The organism is Sphingosinicella sp., assembly GCF_052387495.1.
Taxonomy (GTDB): Bacteria; Pseudomonadota; Alphaproteobacteria; order Sphingomonadales; family Sphingomonadaceae; genus Allosphingosinicella.
Genome location: NZ_JBQTJC010000124.1, coordinates 1 through 10,939, shown reverse-complemented (window position 1 = coordinate 10,939; position 10,939 = coordinate 1). Strand labels below are relative to the sequence as shown.

The window sequence follows — 10,939 nt, the reverse complement described above, 5'->3', positions numbered from 1 at the left end:
GTCGCGCTGCTCGGCCTCGCTTTCAAGCCCAATACCGACGACATGCGCGACGCGCCGTCGCTGTCAATCGTACAGGCCCTGGAGGATGCCGGGGCCGAGGTGCGCGGATACGATCCGGAGAGCATGGAGCAGGCGCGTCTGCTCATGCCGGGCGTCGCTTTGTGCGAGGGGCCATATGCCGCGGCAGAGGACGCGGACGCGGTCGTGCTGGTCACCGAATGGGATGCGCTGCGCGCGCTCGATCTCAGGCGGCTCGCTGGCGTGATGCGTCAGCCGATCATGGTCGATCTCAGGAACATCTATCCCCCCGAAGAGGCTGAGGCCGCGGGCTTTGCCTGGTACGGCATCGGTCGGCCGGCGCGGAACGGTTGAGCAGCAACCCATTCACTTGCCAGCCGTTGCCTCGTCGAAGGAGATGAAGCGATGAGATCGGCAATCCTGGGCGCGGCGGCAATCCTGGCCGGCTGCGCGACGGGCACCCAAGGCAGTGGCGGCTATGGCGCGCGCGCGGAGCTTCGCGACTCCGTTGGTCGGGCCGTCGCGCGGGCCGATTTGCGAGAAACCGGCGACGGCCTGCGGCTTCGGGTCGAGGCTTCGGCGGTGAGCCCCGGAATCCATGGCGTGCACATCCATGCCGTCGGCCGCTGCGACCCGCCGGGCTTCGAGAGTGCAGGCCCGCACTGGAACCCGGCCGGTCGGCAACACGGACGGGAAAATCCACAAGGCCCACATCTCGGCGATCTTCCGAACCTCATGGTGGGGAGCGATGGCCGCGGCCGCCTCGACATCACCATCGCCGGGGCTGCGCTGCGCGGGGCCGGCGGCGCTCTTGACGGGGATGGCGCGGCCCTGGTGATCCATGCCGGCGCCGACGACGACCGCACCGACCCGAGCGGCAACAGCGGCGCGCGGATCGCCTGCGGCGTGATTGGCTAGATCGGCTCGCCTACTTCGCGGGCGCGTTCGATCTTGGTCGCTTCGAGCTCCGCGAGGCGGCGCCCGGCGATCCACAACGCCGCGACCGTGAAGGGCGGCACGACGAACAGCGAGAAGACGCCGAGGCTGAGGCTCTGAAAGACGTCGGCCATCTTGCCGGCGAAATAAGGACCGAGCGCCAAGCCCACCATGGTCGTGCCGAGAATGTAGGTCGCTCCGGCCGTCGCCCGCATCCGCGGCAGCACCACATCCTGCAGCGTTGCCACGGCCGCCCCGACCCAAAGCGCGCTCAAGACATGCGAGAGCGGATTGAGCCAGTAGAAGACGGCAAGATCGCCGGTGGTGAACATGATGAAGACGACCGGCGCCGGCGTCACCGCAGCGATCATGTTGACGAACAATCGCCCGCGTGGATCATGCTGGCGCCACCAGTCGGAAATGATGCCGCCGAGAATGACGCCTACGGCCGCGGAGACGGCGGCGCTCCAGCCGAGGATCGTCGCAACTTCTTCGGCGGCACGCATGCCGTCGATATAGAGCGCCGGTCCGGTGGGGTCCGGATAGAAGGTGCGCAGCACATAAGGTGGCCCCCAGAAGCTGACCGCATAAGTGACGAAGGAGATGCTGCCGAACGCGACCGCCATCGTCACCACGAGCGGAGTCCCCCATATTAGGCGGTACGTGGCCGGATCGCGGCGCTTGAGCGACTGGACCCATGAAAAGACGGCATAGACGCCGAGCCCATAGGCGGCCCATTGCGCCCAGGTCCCGGTCAGATAGGCGAGCGTCGCAGCGGCGGCCACGGTCGCCGCGAGGAAGGCGAGATTGGGACGGAGCGCGCCGGGAATGCGCGCGACGTTGATCAGAGTCAGCGGCGGCAGGATCGCCATCAGCTCGCGGCCGAAGTCGCGCCAGGCATTGGGCCGCACGACCGGCTGGGGCAGGCCGTCCGAAGCACCGCGCTGGGGCTCGCGCAGCGTCATCACCCATAATGCCAGCAGCAGCCCGGGAATCCCGACGGCGAGGAAGGCCGCCTGCCACCCCGCCAGTCCCAGCGGGGCTTCGGCGGCGACCGGATAAGCGGTGTTCCAGCGGCTGAGGACGAAGCCGCCGATCGGCAGGCTGAGCCCGCCGCCGATATAGAGGCCGCTCGAATAGATGGAGAGCGCGGTCGCGCGCCGCTCCTTCGGAAAATAATCCGAGATCATCGAATAAGCGGCGGGAGACGCGCTCGCCTCGCCGATGCCGACGCCGATCCGGGCCGTGGCAAGCATGCCGAAGCTGTTGGCGAAGCCCGACAATGCGGTCATCGAAGACCACAAAGCCAGGCCCATTGCCATCAGCCGGCCGCGATACCAGCTGTCGGCGAGCCGGCCGAGCGGAATGCCGAAGAGAGCGTAGAAGACCGCGAAGGCGGTCCCGTAAAGGAAGCCGATCTCCGCGTCCTGTAGCCTGAGGTCGCTCTTGATGTCCTCGGCGAGGATGGAGAGGATCTGGCGGTCGATGAAATTGACGATGTAGACGAGGACCAGCACGAACAAGGCGTACCAGGCATAGGCGCCGATGCGCGGCTTCTCCGGCGTTGGCGGCGCCCCGACCTCAATGGCCATCGGATCCCCTCGATTGTGCTTCTGTTTTCCCTTGGCTAGCAGAGCGGAGCGCTTTGGCAACAATGCTGGTGCACATGACCGTTCGGGTGCTGTTCGTCTGCCTTGGCAATATCTGCCGCTCGCCGCTGGCCGAGGCGGCGTTTCGCGCCGAGGCGGAGCGGCTCGGGCTCGACGTGGAGGTGGATTCCGCCGGCACCGGCGACTGGCATGTCGGCCATCCGCCGGATCGCCGGGCGCGCGCCGTCGCGGCGCGCAACGGCGTCGACATCGGCCACTTGCGGGCGCGCCAGGTGAGTTCCGCCGATTTCGACCGCTTCGACTATATCGTCGCGCTCGACGAAGCGAATCTCGCCGATTTGCTCAGGCTGCGCCCTCGCGGCGCATGCGCCCGTGTCTCGCTGCTGTTCGATCATGTGCCGGGCCGCGAGGGCGAGGCGGTCGCCGATCCTTATTATGGCGAGGACAGCCATTTTGACCGCACCTGGGCCGAGGTGACCGAGGGCGCACGCGGCCTGGCGCGCACGATTGCCGGGGACGGGTGACCGCGTTCGCGCGCAAGGTGTCGGCGCTGGCCGGCGTGCCCGAGGAGCAGCTCGAGCGGCTCGCGGGCGGCGATCTTTCCGAAGTGCTGCTCGTGCCGCGGCCCGATGGCGAGCGAGTCGTCGCCAAGGGCGGCAGCTCGCCGGGCGTCGAAGCGGAGATGCTGCGCGCGCTTGCCGCCGCAGGTGTGCCCGCTCCGCTCGTGGAAGGCGAGTTCGAAAGCGTGCTGCTCCTCCGGCATGTCGAGCATGACGGGCTGTTCAATGCCCGTGCCTGGGCGGACATCGGTGCGCGGCTGGCCCAATTGCACGCGAACATTGGGCCGAGTTACGGCTGGGTGGCCGACTACAATCTCGGCACCGTCCATCTCGACAATCGCGAGGGCCAGGATTGGCCCACCTTCTGGGCGGAGCAGCGCCTGATCTCGGTGGCGCGCCTGCTCGATCGTCCCTTGCGCGCGCGGATCGAGGCGCTGGCGCGCCGGCTCGGCGACGCTCTACCCCGTTCGCCGCCCCCAGCGCTCCTTCATGGCGATCTGTGGACCGGCAATATCCTGGTCCGTGACGGACGGCTCGCGGCGCTGATCGATCCGGCCTGCTATCATGGCGACGCCGAGGTCGATCTGGCGATGATCACCCTGTTCGATGCGCCGCCCGAGAGCTTCGCCGGGGCTTATGGCGCGCTCGCGCCCGGCTGGGAGCAGCGGCGGACCATCTATCAACTCTTCCCCGCGCTCGTGCACCTGCGCCTGTTCGGCGGCAGCTATTCGGCGCTGGTCGATCGCCTGCTCTCGTCCGCTGGTGCTTGAACAGGGCTGAGCGGATAGCTCTCGACGACCGAATAGACGGCGCCCTCGGGCGTGAGCCGGCTTTCGAACAAAGCGAACCTGTCGACTATGAACGGGGGACTGGTCAGGCCGCCCGCCGTCTCCAGCAGATGGATTGGCCTGCCGGCGCCCTTCAGCCGCGCCAGCGTGATGTGCGGCAGATAGGCGCGTTGTTCCGGCGCTATGCCGACGCGCGCGAGCGCCTGGCTCACCTTTTGATGCAGGCTCTTCAGCGGCGCGTGCGGGGCGACGCCGGCCCAGGCCGCGCCGGGCTGGCCGCGGCGGTCGAATGTGCCGAGGCCATTGAGCGCAATCTCGAAGCGCGCGTGATGCACGCTGCCGAGCGCCGCGTGGATGTCTCCCGCGAGATGCCGGTCGACCTCGCCGATGAAGCGTAAGGTGAGGTGGAGCTGATCGTCGCTCTGCCAGCGGGCGCCCCCTACCCCGCCCATCGCGTCGAGCAGCAATCTTCGGATCAATGCCGGCGGGCGGATAGCGACGAAGAGGCGGCGCATATCGCCACGATAGCGGCCGCTCGTCCCGGAATCACGTGTGACGATTAACCTCGTTCGTTCCGGTTTCGCTTGAAAGGCGACCGGATTCTCACGATATTGCACCCGTTCGGCGAATGATCGCCGATGAAGGGAGTTTGAAAATGGCCAATTGGTCCGACCCGCAGCTGGGCAGCGCACAAGCGACGGCCACGGCCGGCACGCGCGACGTCGCGTTCGACGCCGGGCTGCGCGCGCACATGCTGTCGGTCTACAATTACATGACGTCGGGCATCCTCTTGACCGGCATCGTCGCCTTGCTGTTCTCGCAATGGGAGGGCGCGCCGGCCATCCTGTTCGGCCCCGGCATCCTCAAATATCTGATCATGTTCGCGCCGCTCGCGTTTGTGATCGTGCTGAGCTTCGGCATCAACCGCCTGTCACAGGGCACGGCGCAGGCGATCTACTGGGCCTTCGCGGTGACGATGGGCCTGTCGCTCTCGTCGATCTTCTTCGTCTATACCGGGGCCTCGATCGCGCTGACCTTCTTCGCGACGGCGGCGTCGTTCGCGAGCCTCAGCCTCTACGGCTACACGACGAAGCGCGACCTTTCGGGCATGGGCACCTTCCTGCTGATGGGCCTGGTCGGCCTGATCGTCGCGTCGGTGATCAACCTGTTCTGGATGAACGATACGTTCAGCCTCGCCATCGCGGCGATCGGCGTGCTGATCTTCGCCGGCCTAACCGTCTACGACACGCAGAAGATCAAGAGCATGTATTTCGAGCTCGCCGGGTCCGATTTCCTCGGCAAGGCGGCGATCATGGGCGCGCTGGCGCTCTATCTCGACTTCATCAACATGTTCCTGTTCCTGCTGCGCTTCCTCGGCAGCCGCGAATAGGCTCGACGAGACGAACGACACGGAAGGCCCGGCGGAAACGCCGGGCCTTTTCGTTGGTGGGTCAGAACCGGATGCGGATGCCCGCGGAGGCCGAGGTCGTCTCGCCCATCCGGAAGCCGGCCGTTCGCACCACGACCGCGTCGAGCGAAACCGTCGACGACAGCGCGATGGAGCCGCTGACGCCATATTCCAGCCACTGATCGCTTTCGTCCTCGGCCGCGATCAGCTGCGGGGTTCGCGAGGCGATCAGGCCGCTGCCCTGGCGGTTGATCGAAGCGCGGTTCGACGTCGCGGCCGCCGCCGCATATACGCCGAGGCTGCCGCCCGCCCAGACCCGCTCCGCGGAGACTCCGCCGATCACCGTCAGACCGCCTTCATCGCGTTCCTCGACGATCGGGTCGCCGGCCGCGGGAAGGATCGTGCGCGCGCTGTCCAGATCGCTGTAGCTCAGCGACGCGAAGGGGGCGACTGACCAGTCGCCGCCGACGGGCGCATCCCAGGTGAGCGAGCCGCCGATCGTGAACAGGCCGCCCTCGGTTTCGTCGCGGACGATGCGCCCATTCGTCCGCGCCGGACTCGGCGGGGTGAAGTTGCGGCGACCGAGGGTCGCGTAGCCATCAAGCAGCACCCGACCAGCCTGGTAGCCGCCGCCCAGCGTGATTTGGCGGGTGCGTGCCGGGAGCGGCTCCGCGATGTCCGGATCGCCTTCGCCCTCGAACCAGGCGACGCCGGCGCGGACATAGCCGCCGCCGAAATATCGGTACATCGTGGCCGAGACGAACGGCTGGCCGCCTTCGCCCGCGATCGTGGCGACACCGCCGCTCAGCGACAACGACCAGTCCGTGGCCGAAGCGCCAGCCGGCCACAAGGCAAGCGCCCAGACAAGATGGCGTGGTGACATGTCCCCCTCCTTGCTGTCTCCCCTCTAACGGCGCGGCCGGTAAAATCCTTCGAAGGGATTCTGCTATAGTGGCGTTAAGCCTTCGGCCGCGGGAAGAGCAATGTGCCGGATGTAGGCGTCAAAGCCAGCGAGACACGCATGCGCGTAACCAGCGACGCCGCCGACGAGCGGCGGCTGATGACGTGCGTGGCGAACGGCGACGCCCAGGCCTTTGCGCAATTGGTGACGCGGCACACGCCGATGGTCCACGGGATCGCCTGGCGCATGCTCGGCGACGCGGTGGAGGCGGAGGATGTGGTGCAGGAGACGTTCACGAAGATGTGGGTCAATGCCAGAGGCTGGACACCGGCAGGCGGAGGGCTGGGCGGCTGGCTCCGGCGAATTTCCACCAACGCCTGCCTGGACCGGTTGCGGCGGCCCCGCTTCGTCAGCGATCAAGGCCTGCCCGAGCGCGTCGACGAGGCGGCGCCGGCGGATCTGGCGATCGACGCCGCCCGGCGCCGCGACGCGGTGGCGGCCTCGATCCAGGCGCTGCCCGATCGGCAGCGTGCGGCGATCGTGCTCACTTATTATGAAGGCGTGTCGAACGCCGAAGCGGCGTCGATCCTGAACATCGGGGTCAAGGCGGTCGAATCGCTGCTGGTCCGCGGCCGCCAGTCGCTGACGCAATCGCTCGCGGCCAAGGGGCTGCTGGCCGAGGGAGGGCGCGAATGACCGACCACGCCCTTGACGCGCTGCTCGCCGAATATGTGCCGCCGCTGCCCGCAGCCGATCTCGTCGGCCGGATCGTCGCCGCCGCGATCGCGCTGCCGCAGGATCGAACGCCCCCATCACCGCGCGAGCGCTCCACGCCGCGGCACGATCGTCGACGCAAATGGCTGCGGCGGCCGCTCCTTGCCGGCGCCGTTGCGCTCGGCATCGTCGTCAGCGGCGCCGTCGCCGCGAACTTGGCCGGCGTACGGCTCGACCGGCTGCCGCTGGTGGAGGCGGTGTTCGCGAGGCTTCCTTTCCTTTCTGGAGAGTCGGACCGAGAATCTGCGCCACCGCCCTCTCCTGCATTGCCGCCCACGGCACAGGCACAGGACGAAGCACCTACGGTCGAACCGGATCCTGTCACGCCACGCCGGGAACCGGCGCCACCACCACCTATCGTCGCGAGTCGCAACGAGGTCGCGCCTGCGGCTATCCCCATTGAAGATCCCGTTCGGCCGGCGAACGCACGGGACGAACGGATCCTGCCGCCCGTCGCGCTCCCGCCGCCGCCTGTTGTGCGAGACGAAGGCCTGGCGCCTACGCCGATCGTCGAACGGTCGCCCACCGCGCCGACGGCTGACGAGCAGCTGCGGTTGCAGCGCGAGCGCGAGCAGGCCGAGCGCGCCGCGCGGCTGCGCGCCGCCCGCCAGGCGCAGATCGAGCGGTTGCAGCGCGTGCAGCAGCGTCGCGAACGCCTTCGCCGTATTCGCCGTGACTGAGCCGCCGAAGGGTTTTCGGCGGCGCCCCGTTAGGGGCCTCAGAGAGTGGTGGCCGCCCTCTCCCTCAACGATGAAGGAGAGTATAGCATGAAGATTCTCGGCATGATTGCCATTGCCGCCGCACTTTGCGTGCCGGCATTGGCTTCGGCGCAACGCGGCGGCCAGGCGGGCGGCACCGCCGTCCAGCGCGCCGATGTGGGCCGGACCGCAACCATCGGTCGCGCGATCGATGTTCGCGGCGGCACTTTGCGCGGCGATATCGTCACCGGCACCCGCATCCGGCCTCGGCCCGAGCGGCCCGACCGCGACCGGGCACACAATCCCCGGCGCCGCTGGTACAACGCAACGCACAACCCGCAGCGCCGGCGCTGGTACAACGCGAACCACCCGACCAGGCCGGATCCTTCCCGCCGGCGCGGCCGCTGACGCCCCCCAACGGCACGCCGACTTGCCCGCTCCGCCCCGCGCGGGGCGGGCATTTTCTCTAGCCGCGAAGATGCCGCTCGAAATGCACCAGGGTCGCGGCCCAGGCGGCTCCGGCGGCGGCGCGGTCGTAGCGCGCCTGCGAGGTATCGTTGTGGAAGGCGTGGTTGACGCCCGGATAGGTGATGCCGTCGCCCTTGCCGGCCGACCGCAAGGCGGCGATCCACGGCTCTCCCGTAGCGTTCACGCGCGCGTCCAGCCCGGCAAGGATGACGAGCAGATTGGCCTGCACGTGCGCGGCTTGCGACGGATCCGGGGCGGGGCCGTAGAAGGACACGCCGGCGGACAGCGCCGTGCCCGCCTCAACCGCGAGCCGGTTGACCAAGGCCCCGCCCCAGCAGAAGCCGACGATCCCGACCCGGCGCGACCCACCTTCCGTCGAGGCGAGCCAGCGGATCATCGCCGCGCCATCGGCGATCGTCTCGGCCATGTCGAGTTGGCCGATCATCTCGCGCGCGCGGTCCTCGTCCGCGGGGGTACCGCCCGCCGGGCTCAGCCAGTCGGGCGCGACCGCCGAATAGCCGGCAACCGCCACCCGCCGCGCAACATCGCGGATATGGTCGTTGAGCCCCCGATTCTCGTGGATCACGAGCACGACTGGAAGGTCACTCGCTTCCCCAGGAGCGGCATTGTAGCCGCGATAGACGCGGTCGGGCCGCGGCTCCCACTCGATGGCCTGAATCCTGAGCCGCGCGTCGTCCGGCGCGACCTGCGGCTGAGCCTGCGCCCGCGCGGCCACGCTGGTGAGGAGCAGCGAGGCAGCGGTGGCCCCGCCGGCGATCCGGGTCAGCTCGGACATGAAGGCGCGACGGTCCATGCCTTCATGCGTGAAGCGGTCGTAGAGCGCGATTGCGCGCCGAAGGTTGGCTTCTTCGGTCATGATTTCCTCCCTCTCGCCGACACGCGCCGTCCGCGATCCGCGAGGTCAGGAAGGCGGCGCCTGCTGCGCCTGTATCTCGGCGATCAGCTTGCCGTCGATCTCCCTGGCGCGCCGATAGGCCTCGCGGTCGGTCATGCGGGCGGCATAGTCGGTGAAGACGGGGCGGGGTTCAAGCAGGTTGAACTGCAGCATGAAGTTCACATAGGCGCCGACGAACAGATCCGCCGCGCTGAAGCGGTCTCCCGCAATATATTCCTTTCCCGTCAGAGCTCGCTCAAACGTGTTGATGCACAGATCGTAATTGCCGTAGCCGAACATCGCCTGCCGCTCCGGCACCGGCTCCCAGCCGGCCGCCTTGTTGCTGAACGCGGCCTCGACCGGACCTGAGGTGAAGAAGATCCAGCGATAATAGTCTGCCCGGTCCGACGTGGGGGGTGCGAGGCCGGCCTCGGGAAAGGCGTCGGCGAGGTAACAGACGATCGCCGCGACCTCGGTCACGACTCTACCCTTGTGGACGATCGCGGGAACCTTCCCCATCGGATTGATGGAGAGGTACGGCTCCTGCTTCATCGTCGTCGTGTAGTCGAGAATCTCGGTTTCGTAGGGCTCGCCAACCTCCTCGAGCATCCAGCGGACCGTCTGCCCGCGCGACATCGGATTGGTGTAGAAGACGAGGCTCATCGCGCGCTCCATCGCTGAGGAAGCGGCACACTAGCCGAGGATGGGCGGCGAGTGAACGGCCTCCGCTGCGGGAAGCCGCTCGCTCAGGCCTGTTCGCCGGGCTTCTCGGCTTCCTTCGCCTTCGGCGCGGGCTTCTTCTTGCTCTTGCCGGCCTTGGGCGGCGCCGGGATGATCTCGAAGCTCGGCGCATTGTCCTTGATCCGCACCTTGACCTCGCCGCCCTGGGCGAGCTTGCCGAAGAGCAGCTCCTCCGCGAGCGGCTGCTTGATCTTCTCCTGCACCAGCCGGCCCATCGGACGGGCGCCATAGAGCCGGTCGTAGCCGCGCTCGGTGAGCCAGGCGCGGGCCTCGTCGTCCAGCTCGATATGGACGTTGCGGTCGGCGAGCTGAAGCTCGAGCTGGAGGATGAACTTGTCGACGACGCGGGCGACGACGTTGGTCGGCAGGTAGCCGAACGGCACGATCGCATCGAGCCGGTTGCGGAACTCGGGCGTGAACATCCGCTTCACCGCCTCCTCGCTCGCATCCTCCTTCGAGACGTTGCCGAAGCCGATCCCCTCGCTCGCCATGTCGGCGGCGCCGGCATTGGTGGTCATGATCAGGATGACGTTGCGGAAATCGACGCTCTTGCCGTGATGGTCGGTGAGCCGGCCATTGTCCATGATCTGGAGGAGGATGTTGAACAGGTCCGGATGCGCCTTCTCGATCTCGTCGAGGAGGAGCACGCTGTGCGGATGCTGATCGACCGCGTCAGTCAGGAGACCGCCCTGGTCGTAGCCGACATAGCCCGGCGGCGCCCCGATCAGGCGGCTGACGCTGTGCCGCTCCATATACTCGCTCATGTCGAAGCGCTGGAGCGGAATGCCCATGATCGAGGCGAGCTGCCGCGCGACCTCGGTCTTGCCGACGCCGGTGGGTCCACTGAAGAGATAGGACCCGATCGGCTTGTCCGGGTCGCGCAGGCCCGCGCGCGCGAGCTTGATCGCCGAGGAGAGCCGGTCGATCGCCTCGTCCTGGCCGAAGACCACGCGCTTCAAATCCTTGTCGAGATGCTCGAGCGCCTTCTTGTCGTCGCTGGAGACGCTCTTCGCCGGGATCCGCGCCATGGTGGAGATGACCGTCTCGATCTCCTTCACGGTGATCGTCTTCTTGCGCTTCGAAGGGACGACGAGCATTTGCATCGCGCCGACCTCGTCGATCACGTCGATCGCCTTGTCGGG

Annotated in this window: 14 protein-coding genes; 8 read left to right on the top strand and 6 right to left on the bottom strand. The window is 67.8% G+C overall.

Annotation, left to right across the window (positions count from 1 at the left end):
* Positions 1-372: UDP binding domain-containing protein (locus ACT4N8_RS07240; protein WP_444857462.1), on the top strand; the 372-nt coding region annotated here is incomplete at its 5' end.
* Between the two features lie 51 nt (positions 373-423).
* Positions 424-936, top strand: coding sequence for a superoxide dismutase family protein (locus ACT4N8_RS07235; protein WP_444857461.1), 513 nt, complete (start codon positions 424-426; stop codon positions 934-936).
* Here the strand turns inward: ACT4N8_RS07235 and ACT4N8_RS07230 are convergent.
* Complete coding sequence (locus ACT4N8_RS07230) at positions 933-2,546, bottom strand: spinster family MFS transporter (protein WP_444857460.1); 1,614 nt, start codon at positions 2,544-2,546, stop codon at positions 933-935. The two genes, ACT4N8_RS07235 and ACT4N8_RS07230, sit on opposite strands and share 4 nt — an antisense overlap.
* 74 nt (positions 2,547-2,620) lie before the next feature.
* On the opposite strand from ACT4N8_RS07230, the gene ACT4N8_RS07225 reads away from it, so the two are divergent.
* Both ACT4N8_RS07225 and ACT4N8_RS07220 read left to right on the top strand, forming a co-directional pair.
* Positions 2,621-3,088, top strand: coding sequence for a low molecular weight protein-tyrosine-phosphatase (locus ACT4N8_RS07225; RefSeq protein WP_444857459.1), 468 nt, complete (start codon positions 2,621-2,623; stop codon positions 3,086-3,088).
* Positions 3,085-3,894, top strand: coding sequence for a fructosamine kinase family protein (locus ACT4N8_RS07220; RefSeq protein ID WP_444857458.1), 810 nt, complete (start codon positions 3,085-3,087; stop codon positions 3,892-3,894). The genes ACT4N8_RS07225 and ACT4N8_RS07220 overlap by 4 nt, the downstream gene beginning before the upstream one ends.
* Here the strand turns inward: ACT4N8_RS07220 and thpR are convergent.
* Positions 3,849-4,427, bottom strand: a complete 579-nt coding sequence (gene thpR, locus ACT4N8_RS07215; RefSeq protein WP_444857457.1) for an RNA 2',3'-cyclic phosphodiesterase — start codon at positions 4,425-4,427, stop codon at positions 3,849-3,851. The genes ACT4N8_RS07220 and thpR overlap by 46 nt on opposite strands.
* A gap of 140 nt (positions 4,428-4,567) precedes the next feature.
* Between thpR and ACT4N8_RS07210 the strand changes: the two genes are divergently transcribed.
* The gene (locus ACT4N8_RS07210; protein WP_444857456.1) at positions 4,568-5,302 is read left to right on the top strand and encodes a Bax inhibitor-1/YccA family protein; all 735 of its coding nucleotides are present in this window, start codon (positions 4,568-4,570) and stop codon (positions 5,300-5,302) included.
* A gap of 61 nt (positions 5,303-5,363) precedes the next feature.
* On the opposite strand, the gene ACT4N8_RS07205 is transcribed toward ACT4N8_RS07210, so the two are convergent.
* Positions 5,364-6,203, bottom strand: coding sequence for an autotransporter domain-containing protein (locus ACT4N8_RS07205; protein WP_444857455.1), 840 nt, complete (start codon positions 6,201-6,203; stop codon positions 5,364-5,366).
* Positions 6,204-6,341: 138 nt separating this feature from the next.
* Between ACT4N8_RS07205 and ACT4N8_RS07200 the strand changes: the two genes are divergently transcribed.
* The 3 genes from ACT4N8_RS07200 (at position 6,342) to ACT4N8_RS07190 (ending at position 8,101) form a co-directional block, all read left to right on the top strand.
* Positions 6,342-6,917, top strand: coding sequence for a sigma-70 family RNA polymerase sigma factor (locus ACT4N8_RS07200; RefSeq protein ID WP_444857454.1), 576 nt, complete (start codon positions 6,342-6,344; stop codon positions 6,915-6,917).
* Entirely contained in the window at positions 6,914-7,675 is a 762-nt protein-coding gene (locus ACT4N8_RS07195) for a hypothetical protein (RefSeq protein ID WP_444857453.1), read from the top strand. Before ACT4N8_RS07200 ends, ACT4N8_RS07195 begins: the two co-directional genes overlap by 4 nt.
* Before the next feature lie 87 nt (positions 7,676-7,762).
* Positions 7,763-8,101 carry a hypothetical protein gene (locus ACT4N8_RS07190; RefSeq protein WP_444857452.1) on the top strand — a complete coding sequence of 113 codons (339 nt, stop codon included), beginning with the start codon at positions 7,763-7,765 and terminating at the stop codon, positions 8,099-8,101.
* Positions 8,102-8,159: 58 nt separating this feature from the next.
* Here the strand turns inward: ACT4N8_RS07190 and ACT4N8_RS07185 are convergent, their stop codons facing one another.
* The 3 genes from ACT4N8_RS07185 to ACT4N8_RS07175 form a co-directional block, all read right to left on the bottom strand.
* Entirely contained in the window at positions 8,160-9,038 is an 879-nt protein-coding gene (locus ACT4N8_RS07185; protein ID WP_444857451.1) for a dienelactone hydrolase family protein, read from the bottom strand.
* 45 nt (positions 9,039-9,083) lie between these two features.
* The gene (locus ACT4N8_RS07180; protein WP_444857450.1) at positions 9,084-9,719 is read right to left on the bottom strand and encodes a glutathione S-transferase family protein; all 636 of its coding nucleotides are present in this window, start codon (positions 9,717-9,719) and stop codon (positions 9,084-9,086) included.
* A gap of 83 nt (positions 9,720-9,802) precedes the next feature.
* Positions 9,803-10,939: AAA family ATPase (locus ACT4N8_RS07175; RefSeq protein ID WP_444857449.1), on the bottom strand; the 1,137-nt coding region annotated here is incomplete at its 5' end.

Coding starts and splice junctions, on each gene's coding strand:
- thpR (WP_444857457.1), bottom strand. CDS start 4,427: ATGCGCCGCCTCTTCGTCGCTATCCGCCCGCCGGCATTGATCCGAAGA.
- ACT4N8_RS07195 (WP_444857453.1), top strand. CDS start 6,914: ATGACCGACCACGCCCTTGACGCGCTGCTCGCCGAATATGTGCCGCCG.
- ACT4N8_RS07225 (WP_444857459.1), top strand. CDS start 2,621: ATGACCGTTCGGGTGCTGTTCGTCTGCCTTGGCAATATCTGCCGCTCG.
- ACT4N8_RS07190 (WP_444857452.1), top strand. CDS start 7,763: ATGAAGATTCTCGGCATGATTGCCATTGCCGCCGCACTTTGCGTGCCG.
- ACT4N8_RS07185 (WP_444857451.1), bottom strand. CDS start 9,038: ATGACCGAAGAAGCCAACCTTCGGCGCGCAATCGCGCTCTACGACCGC.
- ACT4N8_RS07230 (WP_444857460.1), bottom strand. CDS start 2,546: ATGGCCATTGAGGTCGGGGCGCCGCCAACGCCGGAGAAGCCGCGCATC.
- ACT4N8_RS07210 (WP_444857456.1), top strand. CDS start 4,568: ATGGCCAATTGGTCCGACCCGCAGCTGGGCAGCGCACAAGCGACGGCC.
- ACT4N8_RS07180 (WP_444857450.1), bottom strand. CDS start 9,719: ATGAGCCTCGTCTTCTACACCAATCCGATGTCGCGCGGGCAGACGGTC.
- ACT4N8_RS07205 (WP_444857455.1), bottom strand. CDS start 6,203: ATGTCACCACGCCATCTTGTCTGGGCGCTTGCCTTGTGGCCGGCTGGC.
- ACT4N8_RS07200 (WP_444857454.1), top strand. CDS start 6,342: ATGCGCGTAACCAGCGACGCCGCCGACGAGCGGCGGCTGATGACGTGC.
- ACT4N8_RS07235 (WP_444857461.1), top strand. CDS start 424: ATGAGATCGGCAATCCTGGGCGCGGCGGCAATCCTGGCCGGCTGCGCG.